Below are 21,752 nucleotides of genomic sequence, written 5' to 3'. Positions count from 1 at the left end.
AGGTCATCCGGGGGTCTGTCCGCCGCCGTCCGCGACGGGCACAATCCCCGGTATGACGATCACCACGGGCGTGCCGCCCAGGCCGCAGCCCCTCGGCGTCCTCGCCCTCGCCGGAAGGTTCCTGACCGGCGCCGTCATCGGCTTCTCGATCGCGGCCTTCGTCGCGGCCGCCGGTCTCGAGGACGTCCCGCTGGCCGTCACGAGCCTGACCCTGCCCGTGGTCTACGGGGTGGCGTGCATCATCGCCGGGGCACCGAGGCGCCGGCGCGAGGCGGCCGTCGTGCCCCGCACCGCGCTCGCGATGATCGAGGAGCGGGAGGCCGTCGGCGGGGAGAGCAGCGACATACCCGTGCGGTTCGTGCTGAGCGTCGTACCGGACGACGGGGCCGCGTTCCGCGTCGAGATGCGGCAGGACATCAACCTCGTCGACCTTCCCGACTACCGGCCGCGCGACGTCGTGGTGGTGCGGTATCCGCCGGACCGGCCCTGGAAGACGCGGATCGTGAAGCGGCCGACGCCCGAGTGGGCCGAGCGGGCGGGCGGGGCGCGGCTCGACTCCGCGCCGGGTCCGGTGCTGCGGTACGAGCTGCCGACGAGCTGCGCGGGCGGTTTCCTCGTCCTCGTGGGACTGCTGCTCGGCGCCGCCGCCGTGGTCTTCCTCCACCGCGCCGAGATCTTCGACGACTCCCCTTCGCCGCCGTCCTCTTCCTCTTCCTCCTCCTCGTCTTCCTCCTCGTCGTCGGAGACCTCCACGGTGACCTCCGCCTCCGGTACGGTCACCCTCGGACCCGGTCAATCGATGCTGGACAAGGGCGAGTTGCGCAGGTCCGTCGAATCGCTCGCCAAGACCGACGGCACCCGCCAGGCCCTCACCCTCGTCGTGACCGACCGCACCCTGTCGGTCGTCTTCGCCCCCGACGGCGCCCGCACCCCGGGCTTCGACCCGACCACCCTTCCCTACGACCGCGTCCCCGCCCTCGTCGCGCAGGCCGGCGGCGGCACCGCCTGGCAGCTCACCGCCGACGGGCTGACCGGTTCCGTCTCGCTGCGGATCACCGGCGCGGGCGGTTCGGTCGAGGCGGACGGGACCGGCAAGGTCGTCCGCCGGGGGGCGGCGGGATGAGCCTGTACGGGTACGCCGTGCTGTGGTGCGCCGGGTGGGCGGTCGTGGCCGTCGTGGGGTACGCGCGGGTGCTGGCCGGGGTGACGCGGGCGCAGCGGACCGTGCGGGTCACGGGGCGGATCGAGCGGGTGGACCGGCCCCGGCACGGGGGGTCCAAGCAGGGCGGGATCTCCGTGGTCGTCTCCTACCCCGACCCGGCGGGCGGGGAGCGGGTCGTCGTCACCAATGACGGGGAGCGCGGGGAGGCGGTCCAAGTCGCCTGGGTGGGGCGGGAGATCGGGGTGCGGTATCCGCGGGGGAGGGCGCACGAGTACCGCTTCACGAGCTATCTGGAGGAGGGCGGGCGGGGGCTCGGGCTGCCGCACTTCGCCGTTTTTCTTGTTTTCGTGGGGGCGGTGACCGGCGTCGCGGCCGAGCGGGGGTGGCCGTGGGCGCTGGTCTGCGGGTGCGGGCCACTGGCGGTGTGGGCCGGGTGGCAGCTGCCCGGGAATGTGCGGAACGTGCGGGAGCGGCGGGCGCGGATCGCCGGGATGGAGAGCGCGCGGGGGCGGATCGTCGCGGTGCTGAAGGATGTCAGCACCGATTCTGAGGGGGGTACCTCCACGACGGTCACTCCGGTGGTGGTGTTCGGGGCCGGGGTGGGGGAGGTGACCGCGTTCTGCGAGTCCGGGAAGTACGGGGAGGAGGTCGTGGTGCATTACGCGGGGGAGAATCCGGCCGTGTTCACGTTCGACCGGGCGGCGGAGCATCGGGCGTGGGGGGTGGACATCGCGGTGCATGTGGGGGTGCTGGTGGTGTTGGCGGGGGCGGCTGTGGTGGGGGCGGTGCTGGCGTGAGGGGGTGTCTCTATGAGGGCTGGTTCAGTAAGTCGCCCTGCCCCCGCTGATGTCGTACACCGCCCCCGTCGAGAAGCTCACCCGCTCCGACGCCAGGAACGCGACCAGTTCGGCGACCTCCTCCGCGCGGCCCAGGCGGTGCATCGGGATGAGGCCGGTGAGGTGGTCCAGGACCTCGGGGGCGGTGTCGGCGTTCATGGGGGTCGCGATGACGGCCGGGGCGATGACGTTGACCAGGACGCCGGTCGTCGCCAGCTCCTTGCCCGCCGACTTCGTCAGCGCGATGACCGCCGCCTTCGACGCGGAGTAGACGGACTGGAGGGGGTTGCCGTCCTTGCCCGCCATGCTCGCGAAGTTGACGACCCGGCCCCAGCCGCGCTCACGCATACCGGGGACGAAGGCCCGCATGGTGTTGACGGTGCCGAGGACGTTGACCTCCAGGACCCGGCGCCAGTCGGCGTTGCGCGTCTCGGTGAGCGGGGCGGCGGGGCCGACGATGCCGGCGGAGTTGACGAGGACGTCCACCGGGCCCATGCCGGCGGCGAGTTGAGCGAGCGCCGACTCGTCGGTGACGTCGATGGAGAGGTCCGCGTCGGCGAGGTCGAGGGTGGTCACCTTCAGGCCCTCGGCGCGGAGCCGTTCGGCCACCGCGAGGCCGAGGCCGCGCCCGCCGCCGGTGACGAGAGCCGCGCGTTCAGTGCGAGCGCCGGGCTTCTCCTCCCGCTCAGTGCGACTCACGGGACACCTCACTCCCGCTCGACCCGAGAAGGAAGTCCAGGTCGGCGCCCGTGTCGGCCTGGAGGACGTGGTCCACGTAGAGCCGCTCCCAGCCCCGCCGGGGCGCCGCGAAGCCCGTCTCGGAGGGTTTTCTGCGGGCCAGTTCGTCCGGCGGGACAGCCACGTCGATCCGGCGGGCCGGCACGTCCAGTTCGATGACGTCGCCGGTGCGCACGAGCGCGAGCGGACCGCCCGCAGCCGCCTCCGGGGCGACGTGGAGGACGACCGTGCCGTACGCCGTCCCGCTCATGCGGCCGTCGCAGACGCGGACCATGTCGCGCACCCCCTGCTCCAGCAGCTTCTTCGGCAGCGGCATGTTGGAGACCTCGGGCATGCCCGGATAGCCCTTGGGCCCGCAGCCGCGCAGGACGAGGACCGAGTCGGCGTCGACGTCGAGGTCCGGGTCGTCCACGCGGGCGTGGAAGTCCTCGACGGAGTCGAACACCAGCGCCCGCCCCCGGTGCCGCAGCAGATGGGGCGAGGCCGCCGCCGGTTTCAACAGGGCGCCGTCCGGGGCGAGATTGCCGCGCAGCACGGCGATCCCGCCCTCGGCGACGAGCGGCTGGGCGCGGCTGCGGATCACCTCGGCGTCCCAGATCCCGGCGTCCGCAAGGTAGTTGACCAGCGGCTCGCCGGTCACCGTCAGCGCCTCCGGGTCCAGCAGGTCCCGCACCTCCCGCAGTACGGCGAGCAGACCCCCCGCCCGGTGGAAGTCCTCCATCAGGAACCGCCCGGCCGGCTGGAGGTCCACCAGCACCGGCACCCGCGACCCGATCCGGTCGAAGTCGTCCAGTGTCAGCCCGATCCCCAGCCGCCCGGCGATCGCGAGGAGATGGACCACGGCATTGGTCGAACCGCCGACCGCGGCCAGCGCGACGATCGCGTTGTGGAAGTTCGCCTTCGTCAGGAACGCCCCCGGCCGCCGGTCCGCCGCGACCATCTCGACCGCCAACTTCCCCGTCCCATGGGCGGCTTGGAGCAGCCGGCTGTCCGGCGCGGGCGTCCCCGCGACCCCGGGGACGACCGTCCCGAGCGCTTCCGCGACCAGCGCCATCGTGGACGCCGTACCCATCGTGTTGCAGTGCCCCCGGCTGCGGATCATCGCCGACTCCGAGCGGGTGAAGTCGAGTTGGGTGAGGGTGCCGGCGCGGACCTCCTCCGAGAGGCGCCAGACGTCGGTGCCGCAGCCGAGCGGCTTGCCGCGGAAAGTGCCGGTGAGCATCGGGCCGCCGGGGACGACGACCGCGGGGAGGTCGACGGAGGCGGCGGCCATCAGCAGGGACGGGATCGTCTTGTCGCAGCCGCCGAGGAGGACGACGCCGTCGACCGGGTTGGCGCGCAGCATCTCCTCCGTCGCCATGGCGGCCATGTTGCGCCACAGCATCGCCGTGGGCCGCACATTGGTCTCGCCCAGCGACACCACCGGCAGGTTCAGCGGCACCCCGCCCGCCTCGTACACACCATTGCGCACCGACGCCGCGATCTCGTCCAAGTGGGCGTTGCAGGGCGTCAGTTCGGAGGCGGTGTTGGCGATGGCGATCTGCGGGCGGCCGGTGAACGCGTCGTCGGGGGCGCCCCGGCGCATCCACGCCCGGTGGATGTAGGAGTTGCGGTCCTGGCCGCCGTACCACTGAGCGCTGCGGAGCTTCGCCATAGGAGCGCCTTCCAATAATCGACACGCAGGTCTAATCTTTGGAACGCCATGGAGCATACGCAGCCCTACGCCGCACCGACAGCCCCCGGAGCCGACCGGCTCGTGGGCGCCGACCGGGTGCTCGCGGTGCTCAAGCAGCTCGCCCGGCACCCCGACGGGGCGGGGCTCGATGAGCTGACCCGGGAGATCGGGAGTCCGAAGCCGACCGTGCACCGGGCGCTGACCGCGCTGCGCCGCGCCGGGCTCGCCGCGCAGGACGCGCGGGGCCGCTATCTGCTCGGCGACGAGTTCCTGCGCATGGCCTTCGCACACCACGAGGCCCGCCCCGAACACGTCCGCGTCCGGCCCCTGTTGGAGACGTTGGCCGCGCGCTTCGGCGAGACCGCGCACTACGCCGTGCTCGACGGCCGCGAGGTCGTCTACCGCGCCAAGGTCGACCCGCCCTCCGGCGCCGTCCGGCTCACCTCCACCATCGGCGGCCGCAACCCCGCCCACGCGACCGGCGTCGGAAAGGTGCTGCTGGCCGCCGAGTTGAGCACGCCCGCCGAGGTGCGGGACTGGATCGGGGACCGCCCGCTGGAGCGGCGTACCTCCCACACCCGGTGCACGGCCGAGGAGTTGCACCGGGAGCTGGCGCTGACGCGGGAGCGCGGGTACGCCCTCGACGACCAGGAGAACGAGGCCGGCGTCAACTGCCTGGCCCTGCCCGTGTACGCGACCTCGCCGGCCCTACCGTCCGGGGCGGTGAGCGTCAGCGCGCTCACCTACCGCACCCCGCTGGGGGAGTTGACCGGCGCGGTGACCGAATTCCGTACGCTGCTCGGCCCGTTGGGCGAACCGCACCGCTAACCCCCAGGAGAAACCGTGCACTTGATGCGTATCGGCGCGCCCGGCGCCGAGAAGCCCGTCGTCCGCGTCGACGACGAGACCTACGTCGACCTGTCCGACCTCGGCACAGGCTTCGACTTCGACTTCGACGAGGCGTTCTTCGGTTCCGGCGGGCTCGACCGGATCCGCCCGCTGGTCGCGGAGCGGATCGCCGCCGGGCAGGTGTCCCGGTTCGCGGGGGAGCGGATCGGCGCGCCCATCGCCCGTCCGCACCAGATCCTGTGCATCGGCCTCAACTACCGCGACCACGCGGCCGAGTCAGGCATGGCGGTGCCCGACGAGCCGATCCTCTTCACCAAGTCCCCGAACACCCTCGTCGGCCCGCACGACGACGTCCGTATCCCGCGCGGCTCCGAGAAGGCCGACTGGGAGGTCGAGCTGGGGATCGTCATCGGCAGGCGGACGAGCTATCTCGGCTCGCCCGAGGAGGCGCGGGACGCCATCGCCGGGTACGTCGTCGTCAACGACGTCAGCGAGCGCGGCTTCCAGCTGGAGCGCGGCGGGCAGTGGGCCAAGGGCAAGTCCGCCGAGACCTTCAACCCGGCCGGGCCCTGGCTCGCCACCGCCGACGAGATCGACGACGTCCTCGCGCTCGACATGTGGCTCGACGTCAATGGGGTGCGGCGGCAGACCGGCAGCACCAAGACGATGATCTTCGACCCGTACTTCATCGTGCACTACCTGAGTCAGTTCCTCGTCCTGGAGCCCGGCGACCTCATCAACACCGGCACCCCGCCCGGCGTCGGCATGGGCCTCACCCCGCCCGTCTACCTCAAGCCCGGCGACGTCATGGAACTCGGCATCCGCGGCCTCGGCGCCCAGCGCCAGCACGTCGTCGGACCCCGGTGACCCCTACGATCCGCGCGTTCGTCCTCACCGCGCCCGGCCGGTACGCCGTCCAGGACGTGCCGGCGCCGGCCGCGGCCCCTGGTGAGGTGGTCGTCGACGTCGAGCGGGCCGGGGTGTGCGGCACCGACGCCGAGTTCTTCTCCGGCGAGATGGCCTACCTCCACGACGGCCACGCCGCGTATCCGCTGCGCCTCGGGCACGAGTGGGCGGGGCGGGTCTCGGCGGTCGGCGCCGGGGCCGATCCGGCGTGGCTCGGGCGGCGGGTCATGGGCGACACCATGCTGGGCTGCGGGAGCTGCCGCCGCTGCGGCAGGGGCGGTCAGCACACGTGCGCCGGGCGGCAGGAGGTGGGCATCCGGGGCGGCCGGCACGGCGCGCTCGCCGAGCAACTGGCGGTGCCCGCAAGCTCGTTGCACGCCCTTCCGGAGTCGGTCGACGCCGAGCTGGGCGCCCTGGTCGAGCCCGGCGGCAACGCCCTGCGCGCCGCCCGCGCGACCGGGGCGGGCCCCGGGGACCGGGTCCTGGTCTGCGGCCCCGGCACGATCGGCCTCCTCACGGCGCTGTTCCTGCGCGCGGCGGGCGCGGAGGTCCATCTCCTGGGCGCGACAAAGGAATCGCTGACGTTCGCAGGCCAACTCGGCTTCCCCGACGTGTGGTCGGACGACGGGCTCCCCGAACTCCCTTACGACGCGGTCGTGGACGCCACCAACGCCGCCGGACTGCCCGCGCGGGCGCTGGAGTGGGTGGAGCCGTGCGGGCGGCTCGTCTACATCGGTCTCGCCGGTGAGCCGAGCCGGGTCGACACCCGCGCGCTCGTCCTGAAGGACGTCACCGCGATCGGCATCCTCTCCGCGTCCCCGGGGCTCGCCGCGACCATCGAGGCGTACGCCTGCGGCGCGGTGGACCCGCGTCCGCTGATCGGGGCGACGGTCGGGCTCAGCGGGGTGGGTCCGGTGCTCGCCGGTGAGCGGACCGGCGGCGGGCCCAAGACGCTCGTCGACCCGCTGCGCGACTGACACACCCCGGGGGACCCCTGCCCCGCCGCCCCGGGGAATAGGGGTTGTCCGGGGGGCGGCGCTGCTGCGAGCCTCAGCGCAGAGAAAATCACCTTGCCGGGAAACGAATCAGCGTATTCCCGCGCGCGTCTCTCGCAGCCCGCCGCTTTCCTCCCCGGGAGGGTCATCACTATGTCGCATTCGAAGGTTCTCCTCTCCGGCGGCCCTCAGGACTTTCCCGCCGAGGACCGCAAACAGTTCGTCACCCGTATCACGGAGAAGATCAAGCACCGGTGGGGAGCGGGATACGAACACTTCGTGCACGCCGGTGAATTCATCACCGTCGACGGCGAGGAATTCGCGGTATATCAGTGGGAACGCCGCACCGCCATCGCCGAATGACCTTTCCCGCCGGGCACCACCCCGTGCCGTGACCGTCAACCCCCGTCCCTAGGAAGGGATTCATGGCCTCTGTCACCGAAGCGGTCCTGGTGGGCGCAGACCCGCAGGACCTGGAACGCGCGACCCTGCCGGAGGAGTTCCTCGCCGCGCATCTGCGCGTCGAGGACCAGGATGTCTTCCGGGGCGTGGCGGACAAGGACGTCCGCAAGACCCTCCGGGTCGGCCCGGTCCCGATGCCCGAGCCCGCTCCCGACGAGGTCCTGGTCGCCGTCATGGCCAGCTCGATCAACTACAACACGGTCTGGTCGGCCACCTTCGAACCGCTGTCCACCTTCCGCTTCCTGAACTCCTACGGAAAGCAAGGCGGTTGGGCCGCCCGGCACGACCAGCCCTTCCACGTCCTCGGCTCCGACGCGGCCGGCGTCGTCGTGCGCACCGGCTCCGCCGTACGGCACTGGAAGGTCGGCGACCACGTCCTCGTCAACGCGGCCGTCGTCGACGAGCAGGAGGCCATCACCCAGAGCGACGGTATGCTCGGCGAGCATCAGCTGGCCTGGGGGTACGAGACCAACTACGGCGGCATCGCCCACTACTGCCTCGCCCGCGCCAGCCAGCTCATCCCCAAACCGGCCCACCTGACCTGGGAAGAGGCCGCCTCCGTGCCGGCCTGCGCCGGGACGTCGTACCGCATGCTCGTCTCCGACCGGGGGGCCCGCATGAAGCAGGGGGACGTCGTCCTCATCTGGGGCGCCACCGGCGGGACCGGCGCGTACGCCGTGCAGTTCGTGAAGAACGGCGGCGGGATACCCGTAGGGGTCGTCGGGTCGCCGCACAAGGCCGAAGCGCTGCGCGCGCTGGGCTGCGACGTCGTCATCGACCGCAGCGAACTCGGCCTCGGCGGCCACGAGGGCGACGACGACTTCGCGCACGCCATCGCCGACGGCAAGAAACTCGGCCGGGCCATCCGGCAGGCCACCGGCGAGGACCCGCACATCGTCTTCGACCACGTCGGCCGGCAGACCTTCGGCATGTCCGTCTTTGTCGCCCGCCGCGGCGGCACCGTCATCACCTGCGGCTCCAGCACCGGCTACCGGCACAGTTACGACAACCGCTATCTATGGATGAAACTCAAGCGGATCATCGGCAGCCACGTCGCCAACCTGCACGAACAGTGGGAGTGCGCCCGCCTGTTCGGGCAGGGCCGGATCATGCCCGCGCTCTCCTCCCTCTACCCGCTGGCCGAGGTCGGCGAGGCCACCCGGCTGGTCCAGCTCAACGAGCACATCGGCAAGGTGGGCGTCCTGTGCCTCGCCCCCGAACCCGGGCTCGGCGTCACCGACCCCGCACTGCGCGAGCGCATCGGCGCCGACCGCATCACCCCGCTGCGCCCCTTCGCGGTCGCCGGCCCGGGCGCCCTGGGGGCCGTCGCATGACCGCCGTCGGCATCCTCGGCACCGGCTCCTACCTGCCCAAGGAGGAGATCACCAACGAGGAGATCGCGCGCCGGGTCCCGAACATCACCGCCGAGTGGATCGGCCGCCGTACCCTCATCCACGGCCGCCGCTACGCCGCCCCCCACGAGGCCACCTCCGACCTCGCCCGCAACGCGGCGAACGCGGCCCTGGAGGCCGCCGGCGTCGCCGCCGACCGCGTCGACTACCTGATCGTCGCGACCTCCACGGGTGACGCCCCGCTGCCGCCCACCTCCTCCCTGGTGCAGAACGGCCTCGGCGCCACCCGCGCCGCCTGCTTCGACATCAACATCGCCTGCGCCGGCTTCGTCTACGCCCTCGACATCGCCCGCGCCCTCGTCGCCCAGCGCCCCGGCAGCCACGCCCTGGTCATCGGCGCCGACCTCTACTCCCGCTTCCTCGACTACGACGACCGCGGCACCGCCGTCCTCCTCGGCGACGCCGCCGGAGCCGCCGTCGTCGGCGAGGTCCCCGAGGGCCGCGGCATCCTCGGCACCGAACTCGCAGGGCGCGGTGACGCCCACGAACTGATCTGGTTCGAGGGCGGCGGCAGCCGCACCCCCGCCTCGCACGCCACCGTCGACGGCGGCGGCCACTACCTGCGCATGATCGGCCGGGGCGTCGCCGACTTCGTCATGACCAACGTGCCGCCCATGATCGCGCCCCTGCTGGAGCGCGCGGGCACGTCGATCGACCAGGTCGACCACTTCGTCCCGCACCAGGCCAACGGCGTCCTCCTCGGCGAACTCGTCGAACGCTGCGGCCTCAGCGCGGCCCGCACCCATACCCCGCTGGTCAAGTACGGCAACATGGGCGCGGCCTCGGTGCCCGTCGCCCTCGACGAGGCCGTCCGCGAAGGACTCGTCGCCGACGGCGAACTGCTGCTGCTCGCCGGCTTCGGGGCCGGCATGGCGGCCGGCCTGTGCCTGCTGCGCTGGTAGCCCGGACGGCCCCTCCCTCCTCCCCCCCTCCCTGTGTGTCCCGCTTTGTTCCGTAGCGAAGGAAAACCTGTGTCCGAAGCCGTCGTCACCGGGGAGTTCGAGGCCCCGCTGCTCAGAAAATGCCCCTACTCGCCTCCCGAGGAGTACCGGGAGATGCGCGCCACCGGAGCCCCCGCGCCGGGCCGGCTCTACCACGGCAAACGGGTCTGGTACATCACCCGCCACGACCAGGCCCAGGCGATCCTGAACGACTCCCGGTTCAGCTCCGACATCACCAACCCCGGATACCCCATCTACGCCGAGGCGTTCGAGGCGGCGCGGGCCTTCCCGATGCTGTTCACGATGGACCCCCCGCAGCACACCACGCAGCGCAAGGCGGTGGTGGGCGAGTTCACCATGCGCCGCGCCGAGCACCTGCGCGAGGAGATGCGGCGCAAGGCCGACGAGCTCATCGACGCCATGGAGGCCGGCGGGAACACCGCCGACCTGGTCGCCTCCTTCGCCGAACCCTTCTCCGGCACCATCACCTGCTGGGCGCTCGGCATGGACTACGCCGACCTCCAGGCGTGGCTGCTGGACAGCCGGGAGGTACGGGACAAGGCGCTCTCGGTCGCCGACGACCACCAGGTCGGCGACGAGGTCGGGCACCGCATGGTCGCCCTCCAGCAGTACTTCCTGCGGTTCATCGACGACAAGGAGAAGAACCCCGGCGACGACCCCACCAGCCGCGTCATCCAGAAGCACGTCACGACGGGCACGCTCGGCAAGACGGAACTCGCCAACCTCTGCTTCCTCATCTTCATCGCGGGCCAGTCCCCGGTGCAGGCCATGCTGACCGCCGGTGTCGGCCTCCTGCTGGACAACCCCGACCAGGTGGACCTGCTGCGCACCGAGCCCGCCCTGCTGCCCGGGGCGGTCGACGAGATGATGCGGCTCATCAGCCCGCTCGACCTGATGCCGCGCGTGGCCCTGGAGGACGTCGAGGTCGGGGGTCAGCTCATCAAGGCGGGCGAGAGCGTCGTCGTCGCCAACGGCGCCGCCAACCGCGACCCCGCCGAGTTCCCCGTCCCCGACCGCCTCGACGTGCGCCGCGCGGCCCGCGGCCACCTGGCCTTCGGCTCCGGCATCCACCACTGCCTCGGCGCCAACCTCACCAAGGTCGGCCTGGAGATCGCCTACGGCGCCCTCTTCAGCCGGCTGCCCGGCCTGAAGCTGGACAAGCCGATCGAGGAACTGTACGACCGGCCCGGCTGGCACCCGGAGCTCGACCGGATACCGGTGAGCTGGTAGACCGCACAGCACCGTGCCCCGCCGAGGACGTGAGATCCGGCGGGGCACAGTGCTGTCCGGCGCGGGACGGGCCGCCCCCGGGGCGGGGGCGGCCGGCGGGCTACGCCGTGACGAACAGGCGGCGCGGACCCACGACGTTCTTCGGGTGGTGGTAGGCCACCGCGTCCGGGGCCGTGGAGACCGCCAGGTCCGGGAACCGGTCCAGGAGGAGGTTCAGGACCACCCGGCCCTCCAGGCGGGCCAGCGGGGCGCCCATGCAGAAGTGCAGGCCCTGACCGAAGCCCAGGTGACGGGTCTGGTCGCGGTGCAGGTCGAAGGCGTCCGGGCGCTCGAAGCGCTCGGGGTCACGGTTCGCGGAGACCGTCCACATCGTCAGGACCTGCCCGGCCGGGATCACCTGGCCCGCGATCTCCGACTCGGCCTTCGTCATCCGCACCAGGCGGGAGAAGGCCGGGCGCAGCCGGATCGCCTCCTCGACCGCCGCGGGCACCAGCGAGCGGTCGCGGCGCACCTCGGCGAACGCCGCCGGGTTCTCGTCCAGGCACAGGACGGTGCTGCCCAGGACGGCGGTCGTGGTGATGTGACCGGCCATCAGAAGGGTGCCGGCGAAACCGATGATCTCGTCGTCGTCGAGCTGCCCGTCCTCGGTGCGGGCGTCGACGAGCCGGCCGATGAGGTCGTCGCGCGGCTGGACGCGCCGCTGCTGGATGTGCTCCAGCATGTACGCGCGCATCTCCTTGGCCGTCTCGACGAACGCCAGGATGTTCGCCTCGCTCGGCAGCGCGCTCTCGCCGCCGCCGTTGGCCGAGATGAAGTCCAGCGCCCACTTCTCGAACAGCGGCCGGTCCGACACGGGGATGCCGAGCAGCTCGGCGATCACGAACACGGGCAGCGGATGCGTGAGCGCCTCCACCAGGTCGAACGTGTCGCGCCCGGCGACCTGGTCGAGCAGCCCGGCGGTCAGCTCGGTGATCCGCGGCTCCAGATCGGCCACGAGCTTCGGCGTGAACACCTTGCCGACCAGGGATTTCAGCCGGCGGTGCCACGGCGGGTCGATGCCGACGATGTTGCCCTTCGCCATCCAGGCGGTGTCCGGGTGCGTCGGGATCACGGCCGACATGTCGCTGGAGTACGTCTCCGTGTCGGCGAGGACGCGCGCCACGTCGGCGTACCGGAACACGTGCCACACCCCGGGAAAGGTGTCGGCGAGCACCGGGTTCTCGGCCCTGTTCAGGTCCAGCCAGGAGAGCAGCGACGGGAAGTCGTCCTGTGCTCGGCCGGTGAGATCCTGCTGTTCGGTGGTCATCGTCTCGCTCCTTGGGAGGGAACCGGACGGTGAGCCCGTCCCGTCCGCGTCAGCCTAAAAGTGGGCACCTCTCCCGGACACCCCTAAAGGGGCCCCGGAAACCGGCCCCGGCACCCCTAAGAGGCCGGTCAGGGCTTGCCCGGGGGACTGCTCCGCCGGATAGCTTGGGCCATGTCCCGGACGGCGGGAACGGCCCTTTGAATTCCTCGGAGTTGGCACATGAGTGACCAGTCTGCGCAGTCCCCTGCGGATTCCGTTCCCGCGGCCGGCGGCGAAGTGGTCTTTCCGGAGCGGAATGAAATAGCACCGGAAATGAAGCAGCTTGATTTCCTGCTCGGTGAATTCCGCCTGGAGTACACGAACCTGACCACCGAGACGGTCACCACCGGCGAGGCCACCTCCTCCGGCAAGGTCATCGCCGGCGGCCGCTTCTACGAGATCACCCAGTACATCCCGGTTCCCGGCATCACCGCCGTCTGGCTGATCGGCTGGAGCGACATCGAGGGCCGGTTCGTCTCCTTCTACTACGACGACTGGGGCCACCACGGCGTCTTCGCCAGCCCCGGCTGGGAGGAGGACGGCCACTTCCGGATCACCGGCGACTGCGCCGTCTTCGGCGTCATCCACCGCTTCATCGACGACTACGAGATCGACGAGGACGGCGCCGTCCTCAAGAAGGGCTACGTCTACGTCGGTGACGACGCCGTCCCCGGCGACATCGTGCGCTTCCACCGCGGCTGACCGGCCGCCCGGCCACCTGCCCCATCGTCCACACCGGACCCGGACCACCCCGGGCCCCGTCCCAGGGAGGGCCCCGGATGCCGGGAGCGTTCGAGGAGACCCAGCCGCCCGCCGCCGACGCCGGCGCCGAGGAGGTCCGGCCGGTCGCCGTCGTCGGCATCGCCTGCCGGCTGCCGGGCGCCGGCGGCCCGCAGGAGTTCGCCGCGCTGCTCGCCCGCGGCGGCGACGCCGTCACCGAACCCCCTGAGGCCCGCCGCGACAGCTGGCCGGCCGGCCCCGGTGTCCCCGCCCGGGCGGGCTTCCTGGAGCGCGTCGACACCTTCGACGCGCCCTTCTTCGGGATCTCCCCCCGGGAGGCCGCCGCCCTCGACCCGCAGCAGCGCCTGCTCCTCGAACTCGGCTGGGAGGCCCTCGAACACGCCGGCACCCTGCCCGCCGCCCTCGACGGCAGCGCCACCGGAGTCTTCGTCGGCACCCTCGCCGACGACTGGGCCCGCCTCACCCAGCGCCAGAGCGCACCCGGCCCGCACACCTTCACCGGCGTCCAGCGCTCCCTGCTCGCCAACCGGCTCTCCTACACCCTCGGACTGACCGGCCCCAGCCTGACCGTCGACTCCGGGCAGTCCTCCTCGCTGGTCGCCGTCCACCTCGCCGCCGAGAGCCTGCGCCGCGGTGAGTGCGAGGTCGCGCTCGCCGGCGGCGTCAACCTCATCCTCAGCCCCGACAGCACCCTCGCCGTCCACCAGCTCGGCGCCCTCTCCCCGGACAGCCGCTGCCACACCTTCGACGCCCGCGCCAACGGATACGTCCGGGGCGAGGGCGGCGGTCTCGTCGTCCTCAAGCCGCTGGAGCGGGCCCTCGCCGACGGCGACCGGGTGCACGCCGTCATCCGGGGCAGCGCCGTCAACAACGACGGCGGCGGCACCGCGCTCACCGCCCCCGACGCGGACGCCCAGCGCCAGGTCGTCCAGGCCGCCTGCCGGCGCGCGGGCGTCGCCCCCGAAGCGGTCCAGTACGTCGAGCTCCACGGCACCGGCACCCCGGCCGGCGACCCCGTCGAGGCCGCCGCGCTCGGCGCCGCCCTCGGCGGCGGACGCCCCGCGCACCAGGCGCTGCGCGTCGGCTCGGTCAAGACCAACATCGGGCACCTGGAAGGCGCGGCGGGCATCGCCGGGCTCATCAAGACCCTGCTGTGCCTGCGCGACGGCCACCACGTCCCCACCCTCCACCACGACACCCCGCACCCGGACATCCCCCTCGCGGACCTCGGCCTCACCGTGCAGCGCGTGGCCGAACCCTGGCCGGCGCGCAACGGCGAACGGATCGCCGGCGTCAGCTCGTTCGGCCTCGGCGGCACCAACTGCCATGTGGTGCTGGGTTCTTGGGGAGCGCCGACGGAGGGAGCGCCGTCGGAGGAAGCACCGACAGAGGAAGCGCCGTCGGAAGAAGCACCGTCGGAAGAAGCACCGGCGGAGTCCGCTCCGGCGCCCTGGATCCTCTCCGCCCGCACCCCCGACGCCCTCGCGGGTCAGGCCCGCCGCCTCCTCGACGCCGACCCCGCACCGGCCGCCGGGCCCGGAGCCGTCGCGCACGCGCTGCTCACCACCCGCACCTCCTTCCCGCACCGCGCGGTGATCCTCGCCCCCGACGCCCAGGCCCGCCGCGAGGCGCTGGCCGCGCTCGCCGAGGGCCGCCCCTCGCCCGCCGCCGTCACCACCCCCGCCCCCGCAGGACAGGGCCCGGGACCGGTGTTCGTCTTCCCCGGCCAGGGCTCCCAGTGGCCCGGCATGGCCGCCGGACTCCTCGACACCGAACCCGCGTTCGCCGCCGCCTGGGCCGAGTGCGCCGAGGCGCTCGCCCGGTACACCGACTGGGACCTGACCGACGCCGCACGCCAGGCCCCCGGCGCCCCCGACCTCGACCGCGTCGACGTCCTCCAGCCCGTGCTGTGGGCCGTGATGGTGTCGCTGGCGGCGGTCTGGCGGGCGTACGGCGTGGAGCCGGCCGCCGTCGTCGGGCACTCGCAGGGCGAGGTCGCCGCCGCCGTCGTCGCCGGGGCGCTGTCCTTGGCGGACGGCGCCCGAGTCGTGGTCCGCCGGGCCGAGCTGATCGGCCGGGAGCTGTCGGGCAAGGGCGGGATGGCCGCCGTCTGGGAACCGGCGGAGGCGGTCGCGGCACGGCTCGCCGCGCTGGGCGACGCCGTCGAGATCGCCGCCGTCAACGGGCCCGACTCGGTGATCGTGGCCGGCGGCACCGAAGGCGTCGACGCGCTCCTCGCCTCCTGCGCGGCGGACGAGGTCCGCGCCCGCAAGGTCGCCGTCGACTACGCCTCCCACTCCTCCCACGTCGAGGCGATCCGCGCCGGACTCGCCACCGCGCTCGCCGGCATCACCCCGCGCCCCTTCGCCGTCCCCTTCCACTCGGCGGTCGTCCCCGGCACCGTCGACCCGCTGCCCGACGGCGAGTACTGGTACCGCAACCTGCGCGAACCGGTCTCCTTCGCGGCGGCCGTCACCGCCCTCACCGAGGCCGGACACCGCACGTTCATCGAGATCAGCCCGCACCCGGTGCTCGCCCCCGCGCTCGCCGCGACCGCCGAGGCGGCGGGCGCCCACGCCGCCGTCGTCCCCACCCTGCGCCGCGACGACGGCGGCCCCGACCGCCTCGCCGCCTCCCTCGCCCAGGCGTACGTCCACGGCGTCCCGGTCGACTGGACCCGCACCCTCCAGGGCCCCTACCCCCGCGTCGAGCTGCCCACCTACGCCTTCCGGCGGCGCAGCCACTGGCTGACGCCGGCCGCAGCCGCCGAGGAGCCGCCGGCGGCCGTCTTCGCCGCGCCCGACGAGGTGCGCCAGCCGTCGCGCACCCCGGTCGACACCCTCGACCTCGTCCGCGCCGAGGCCGCCGCCGTCCTCGGGCACTCCGGCACCGCCGACGTCGTACCCGAACTCACCTTCAAGGACCTCGGGTTCGACTCGCATCTCGCGCTGGAGCTGCGCGGCAGGCTCACCGCGGCGACCGGGCGGGCGCTGCCGGCCACGCTGCTGTTCGACCACCCGACACCGGCCGCGCTGGCCCGTCATCTCGCTGACGGACCATCAGAATCGGTCAGTGTCAAGGCTGTCGGGCGCTCCGGCACCGACCCCGTCGTCATCGTCGGCATGGCCTGCCGGCTGCCCGGTGGGATCGGGGACCCCGAGCGGTTGTGGCGGGCGCTCGGTGAAGGGCTCGACGCGGTCGGCGCGCCGCCCGCCGACCGGGGCTGGCCCCTCGGCGGGCACCCGGGCGGATTCCTCGCCGACGCGGGGCACTTCGACGCCGACCTCTTCGGCATCTCCCCGCGCGAGGCCCTCGCCATGGACCCCCAGCAGCGGCTGCTGCTGGAGACCGCCTGGGAGGCCCTGGAACGGGCCGGCATCGCACCGACCGCGCTGCGCGGCTCACGCACCGGCGTCTACGTCGGCGCCATGAACCAGGAGTACGGCCCCCGCCTGTACGACGCCCCCGACGACCTGCGCGGACATCTCCTCACCGGCACCACGGCGGGCGTCCTGTCGGGCCGGCTGTCCTACGTCTTCGGCCTGGAGGGCCCGGCGGTCACCGTCGACACCGCCTGCTCCTCCTCCCTCGTCGCCCTGCACCTCGCGGCCGAGTCGGTGCGCAGGGGCGAGTCGGCGCTGGCGCTCGCCGCCGGCGTGACCGTCATGGCCACGCCGGGACTGTTCAGCGAGTTCTCCCGGCAAGGGGGGCTCTCACCGGACGGCCGCTGCAAGGCGTTCGGGGCCGGCGCCGACGGCACGGGCTGGGCGGAGGGCGTGGGCGTCCTGCTCGTCGAACGGCTCTCCGAGGCCCGGCGCAACGGCCACCCCGTCCTCGCCGTCGTGCGCGGTTCGGCGATCAACCAGGACGGTGCCTCCAACGGGCTCACCGCGCCGAGCGGTCCGGCCCAGCGGCGGGTCATCCAGGACGCGCTGGTCGACGCCGGGCTGCGGCCCGACGAGGTCGACGCCGTCGAGGCGCACGGCACCGGCACCAAGCTCGGCGACCCCATCGAGGCGGGCGCGCTGCTCGCGGCCTACGGCCAGGACCGTGAACACCCGCTGTACCTCGGCTCGTTGAAGTCCAACATCGGCCACGCGCAGGCGGCGGCCGGGGTCGCCGGGGTGATCAAGACCGTCCTCGCGCTGGCGCACGGCCGGCTGCCGAGGACCCTCCACGCCGACGAGCCGTCCCCGTACGCCGACTGGTCCTCGGGCGCGGTCGAACTCCTCACCCAGGAGCGGGAGTGGCCCGAGACCGGGCGTCCGCGCCGGGCGGGCGTGTCCTCCTTCGGCATCAGCGGCACCAACGCCCACGTCGTCCTGGAACAGGCTCCCGCCGCTCAGCCTCCCGCCGGGGAAGCGCAGTCGAGTGCTCCCGTCCCGCTGGTGCTGTCCGCCGCGAGCCCCGAGGCGCTCAGCGCCCAGGCCGCCCGGCTGCGCGCCCGCCTCACGGACACCACCGCGCTCACCCCGCTCGCCCGCACCCTCGCCACCGCCCGCGCCGCCCTCCCGCACCGCGCCGCCGTCCTCACCGGCGACCGCGACCGCCTCCACACCGACCTCGCCGCGCTCGCGGCCGGCGACTCCACCCCGACGGCCCCCCGCGCGAGCGCCGGACAAGGCCGCACCGCCTTCCTGTTCACCGGCCAGGGCAGCCAGCGCCCGCGCATGGGACTGGAGCTGTACACCGCCCAGCCCGCCTTCCGCGCCGCGCTCGACGAGATCGCCGGCCACCTCGACCCGCTGCTGCCCTACCCCCTGCTGACCGTACTGGCCGACGAGTCCGGGCTGCTGGACCGCACCCAGTACGCCCAGCCGGCCCTGTTCGCCGTCGAAGTGGCCCTCTTCCGGCTCCTCGAACACTGGGGGATCGTCCCCGACCATCTGCTGGGCCACTCGGTCGGCGAACTGGCCGCCGCGCACGTCGCCGGAGTCCTCTCGCTGGCCGACGCCTGCGCGCTGGTCGCCACCCGGGGCCGGCTCATGCAGGCGCTGCCCGGCGCCGGCGCGATGGCCGCCGTGGAGGCCACCGAAGAGGAGCTGCTGCCCGAACTCACCGGACGCGAGGGCGAGTTCACGCTCGCCGCCGTCAACGGCCCGCGCTCGGTGGTCGTCTCCGGTGACGCCGAGGCCGTGAGCGACCTCGCCGCCCGCTGGAAGGCGCGCGGCCGGCGCACCCGGGAGCTGCGGGTCTCGCACGCCTTCCACTCGCCGCACATGGACCCCATGCTCGCCGAGTTCGCCGAGGCCGCCGCCCAGGTGAGCTACCAGGCGCCCCGGCTGTCCGTGATCAGCGACCTGACCGGCGCCGAGGCCACCGCGCAGGAGCTGTGCGACCCCGACACCTGGGTGCGGCACGTCCGGGGCACGGTCCGCTTCCACGACGGCGTCAAGGAGCTGCACGCCCTCGGCGTCACCCGCTTCGTGGAGCTGGGCCCGGACGGAGTGCTCACCGCGCTGGTCCGGGAGGCGTTCGAGGAGGCCACCGTCATCCCCGTGCTGCGCCGGGGCCACGACGAGCCCGAGACCGCCGCCGGCGCGCTCGCCCGGCTGCACCTCGCCGGGCACAGCCCCGACTGGGCCGCCGTCTTCGCCGGCCACCCCCCGGCCGACCCCGCCGCCCTGCCCACCTACGCCTTCGACCGCCGCCGCTACTGGCTCGCCCCCACCGCGGCGACGGCGCAGGCCGCACCCGGCGCGAGCGCGCTCACCCACCCGGTGCTCACCACGCTCACCTCCGTCGCCGCCGGCCAGACCCTGCTGACCGGCCGGGTCGCCCACACCACCCACCCCTGGCTCGCCGACCGCACGGTGCGCGGCCGGGCCCTCGTCCCCGACGCGGTCCTCCTCGACCTCGCGCTGACCGCAGCCCGCGAGACCGGCGCCCGCCGCGTCGCCGCCCTGCGGCCCACCGCACCGCTGGACCTCCCGGCGGACACCGCCCTGGACGTACAGGTCCTGGTGGGCGCCGCCGGTCCGGACGGCCGCCGCACGCTCACCGTCCACACCCGCCCGGCCACCGGCGACGTCCCCTGGACCGCGCACGCGCACGGCGTCCTGGACTCCGAGGCCGAGGCGTTCACCGGGGACGACGCGGGGGCGCCCGAAGACGCCCTGCCGCTCGACACCGACGGCCCCTACGACCGGCTCGCCGCGGCCGGCACCCTGTACGGGCCCGCCTACCGCGCCCTGCGCGCGGCCTGGCGGCACGGCGAGGTCACCGGCGCCGAACTCGCCGTCCCCGACGAGGGGTTCACCCTGCACCCGGCCCTCCTGGACAGCGTCCAACGGCTCCTCATCGCCGATGACGGGACACCCGGGCTGGGCACCGAGTACCGCGACGTGACGGTGCCGGCGGCCGGGCCGACGGGGAGCCTGCGGGCGCTGATCACCCCCAGCGGAGTGCGCCTCACCGACGCCGAGGGCCGCACGGCCGTGTCCGTCGGCGCGCTCCTCCCGCGCCCGCTGCCCGAAGCGGGCGCCGGCACCGGGCCTTACGGCGCCGACCGGCCGTACACATTGGAGTGGCGGGCCGTCGAGGCGCCGTACGCCACGGCCGGCGTGCGCTGGGCCGTCGTCGGCGGGGCGGTGGCTCCGCATGCGCTGCCCGGGGCCGTGCACCACCCGGACCTGGACGGGGCGGACGCCGACGCCGTGGTCCTCGGGTGCGGCGCCGAACCGGGCGCGACCGGTCCCGACGGGGCGCGCAGTGCCGCGCACCGCGCGCTGGCCGCCGCGCGGACGTGGCTCGCGGACGAGCGGCGCGCCGACACCCGGCTGATCGTGGTGACCCGGCGGGCCGTCGCCCCCGACGGCGGCTCCTGCGCACCCGAACAGGCCCCGGTGTGGGGGCTGTTCAGGTCCGCGCAGACCGAACACCCGGGCCGTTTCGTCCTGATGGACCTCGACGACGACCCGGCGTCCGCCGCCGCGCTCCCCGCCGCCCTCGCCACCGGCGAACCCCAACTCGCCCTCCGGGCAGGCACGTTGTACGCCCCCCGGCTGGCCAGGCCCACCACCGCTCCCGAGCCGGGCCCGGCCCTCGACCCGGACGGCACCGTCCTCGTCACCGGCGGCACCGGCGGCCTCGGCCGCCTCGTCACCCGCCGGCTCGCCGAGCAGCACGGCGTACGCCATCTGCTGCTGCTCAGCCGCAGCGGCGGGGACGCCGGCGCGCTGGCCGCCGAACTCGGCCTCGCCGACGACGTACGGCTCACCGTCGCCGCCTGCGACACCGCCGACCGCGACCAGCTCGCCGCCGCCCTGGCCGCCGTACCGGACGCGCATCCGCTGACCGCCGTCGTCCACACGGCCGGGGTCGTGCGGGACGCCACCGTCGAGGCCGTGGACCCCGCCGACCTCGACCGCGTGCTGCGGCCCAAGGCGGACGCGGCCTGGTGGCTGCACGAGCTGACCGCCGGCCTGGACCTGTCCGCGTTCGTGCTGTTCTCCTCCGTCTCCGGGGTCACCGGCGCGGCGGGGCAGGGCAGTTACGCCGCAGCCAACACCTTCCTCGACGCGCTCGCGCACCACCGCCGCGCCCAGGGGCTGCCCGCCGTCTCGCTGGCCTGGGGGCCCTGGGCGCCGACCGGCGGCATGACCGGCAAGCTCACCGCCGCCGACCTGGAACGGATGCGGCGCGGCGGACTCCTCCCGCTCAGCATCGAGCACGGCCTCGCCCTCTTCGACAGCGCCCTGCGCGCCCCGGCCGCCCCGCTGCTGCTGCCGCTCGCCCTGTCCCTGCCGGACGTCCGGCGCGCCGCGCACGAGGGCACCGCCCCGCCGCTGCACCGCGAACTCGCCGGCACCGCCTGGAAACAGGCCGCCGCACCGGACCCGGGCACCGCACAGGACCCCGACCTCGTCCGCCGGCTGGCCGGGAAGTCCGCGCCCGAGCAGGAGGCCCTGCTCCTGGAGCAGGTGCGCGGGCACGCCGCCGCCGTCCTGGGACACCGGGACGGGGCCCGGGTCGAATCCGGGCGCACCTTCAAGGAGTCGGGCTTCGACTCCCTCATGGGTGTCGAACTGCGCAACCGGCTCACGGCCGCGGCGGGCCGCCGGATGCCCGCCGGGCTGCTCTTCAACCACCCCACCCCGCTGGCCGTCGCCCGGCACCTGCGCGACAGCCTGGCCCCCGCGCCGGCCGCGGGCTCGCTGGACGACGCGCTCGACGCGCTGGACAGCCTGCTGACCGCCGGCGAGCCCGACGCACTGGACACCGCCGCCGACCGGCTGCGCCTGCTGCTCGCCCGCTGCGAGGAACGCGCCGCCGTCCTCGCCCCGGCCGGGCACCAGGCCGCAGACGGTGGCGGCGGGGTCAGGGAGGCGCTCGCGGCGGCGAGCGTCGACGAGATCTTCTCCTTCATCGACCAGGAATTCGGCCAGGGCACCGGCCGGGACTTCACAGCCAACACCAGCCGCGAGGGCGAGGAATGAC

At 73.9% G+C, this 21,752-nt stretch carries 14 protein-coding genes; 11 read left to right on the top strand and 3 right to left on the bottom strand.

The features are described from left to right. Positions 1-52 precede the first annotated feature (52 nt). Together ACYUD3_RS12390 and ACYUD3_RS12385 are read left to right on the top strand one after the other, a co-directional pair. A complete protein-coding gene (locus ACYUD3_RS12390; protein WP_470968033.1) occupies positions 53-1,123 on the top strand; it encodes a hypothetical protein in 1,071 nt (356 codons plus the stop codon). Beyond that, positions 1,120-1,959 (top strand): DUF3592 domain-containing protein, encoded by an 840-nt coding sequence (locus ACYUD3_RS12385; RefSeq protein WP_470968031.1) that lies wholly within the window; start codon positions 1,120-1,122, stop codon positions 1,957-1,959. The genes ACYUD3_RS12390 and ACYUD3_RS12385 overlap by 4 nt, the downstream gene beginning before the upstream one ends. Before the next feature lie 24 nt (positions 1,960-1,983). Here ACYUD3_RS12385 and ACYUD3_RS12380 read toward each other — a convergent pair whose 3' ends face one another. Together ACYUD3_RS12380 and ACYUD3_RS12375 are read right to left on the bottom strand one after the other, a co-directional pair. Then, positions 1,984-2,697, bottom strand: a complete 714-nt coding sequence (locus ACYUD3_RS12380) for an SDR family NAD(P)-dependent oxidoreductase (RefSeq protein ID WP_470968028.1) — start codon at positions 2,695-2,697, stop codon at positions 1,984-1,986. Then, on the bottom strand, positions 2,684-4,390 hold the full coding sequence (locus tag ACYUD3_RS12375; RefSeq protein ID WP_470968026.1) for an IlvD/Edd family dehydratase: 1,707 nt from the start codon (positions 4,388-4,390) through the stop codon (positions 2,684-2,686). Before ACYUD3_RS12375 ends, ACYUD3_RS12380 begins: the two co-directional genes overlap by 14 nt. A 48-nt stretch (positions 4,391-4,438) precedes the next feature. Here ACYUD3_RS12375 and ACYUD3_RS12370 point away from each other — a divergent pair, with 48 nt between their 5' ends. The 7 genes from ACYUD3_RS12370 to ACYUD3_RS12340 all read left to right on the top strand — a co-directional run bounded on the left by ACYUD3_RS12370 (position 4,439) and on the right by ACYUD3_RS12340 (position 11,227). Further along, a complete protein-coding gene (locus ACYUD3_RS12370; RefSeq protein ID WP_470968023.1) occupies positions 4,439-5,239 on the top strand; it encodes an IclR family transcriptional regulator in 801 nt (266 codons plus the stop codon). Positions 5,240-5,254: 15 nt separating this feature from the next. Beyond that, the gene (locus tag ACYUD3_RS12365; RefSeq protein ID WP_470968021.1) at positions 5,255-6,127 is read left to right on the top strand and encodes a fumarylacetoacetate hydrolase family protein; all 873 of its coding nucleotides are present in this window, start codon (positions 5,255-5,257) and stop codon (positions 6,125-6,127) included. Then, positions 6,124-7,143: a zinc-dependent alcohol dehydrogenase gene (locus ACYUD3_RS12360; protein WP_470968019.1), complete on the top strand. Its 1,020-nt coding sequence runs from the start codon at positions 6,124-6,126 to the stop codon at positions 7,141-7,143. The genes ACYUD3_RS12365 and ACYUD3_RS12360 overlap by 4 nt, the downstream gene beginning before the upstream one ends. 171 nt (positions 7,144-7,314) lie before the next feature. Further along, positions 7,315-7,524, top strand: a complete 210-nt coding sequence (locus tag ACYUD3_RS12355) for a DUF5988 family protein (protein ID WP_470968016.1) — start codon at positions 7,315-7,317, stop codon at positions 7,522-7,524. A gap of 62 nt (positions 7,525-7,586) precedes the next feature. After that, complete coding sequence (gene ccrA, locus ACYUD3_RS12350; RefSeq protein WP_470968013.1) at positions 7,587-8,957, top strand: crotonyl-CoA carboxylase/reductase; 1,371 nt, start codon at positions 7,587-7,589, stop codon at positions 8,955-8,957. After that, positions 8,954-9,937 (top strand): 3-oxoacyl-ACP synthase III family protein, encoded by a 984-nt coding sequence (locus ACYUD3_RS12345; RefSeq protein ID WP_470968010.1) that lies wholly within the window; start codon positions 8,954-8,956, stop codon positions 9,935-9,937. The genes ccrA and ACYUD3_RS12345 overlap by 4 nt, the downstream gene beginning before the upstream one ends. A gap of 69 nt (positions 9,938-10,006) precedes the next feature. Further along, a complete protein-coding gene (locus ACYUD3_RS12340) occupies positions 10,007-11,227 on the top strand; it encodes a cytochrome P450 (RefSeq protein ID WP_470968007.1) in 1,221 nt (406 codons plus the stop codon). 100 nt (positions 11,228-11,327) lie between these two features. On the opposite strand, the gene ACYUD3_RS12335 is transcribed toward ACYUD3_RS12340, so the two are convergent. Next, on the bottom strand, positions 11,328-12,533 hold the full coding sequence (locus ACYUD3_RS12335) for a cytochrome P450 (RefSeq protein WP_470968004.1): 1,206 nt from the start codon (positions 12,531-12,533) through the stop codon (positions 11,328-11,330). Positions 12,534-12,845: 312 nt separating this feature from the next. On the opposite strand from ACYUD3_RS12335, the gene ACYUD3_RS12330 reads away from it, so the two are divergent. Next, on the top strand, positions 12,846-13,274 hold the full coding sequence (locus ACYUD3_RS12330; RefSeq protein WP_470968002.1) for an NlmOI: 429 nt from the start codon (positions 12,846-12,848) through the stop codon (positions 13,272-13,274). A 77-nt stretch (positions 13,275-13,351) separates the two neighbouring features. Continuing rightward, on the top strand, positions 13,352-21,751 hold the full coding sequence (locus ACYUD3_RS12325) for a type I polyketide synthase (protein ID WP_470967999.1): 8,400 nt from the start codon (positions 13,352-13,354) through the stop codon (positions 21,749-21,751). The last annotated feature ends 1 nt before the right edge of the window (position 21,752 follow it).

This window comes from Streptomyces sp. AMJ-169, from assembly GCF_055597585.1.
This window is presented reverse-complemented; position numbering and strand designations above follow the sequence as displayed.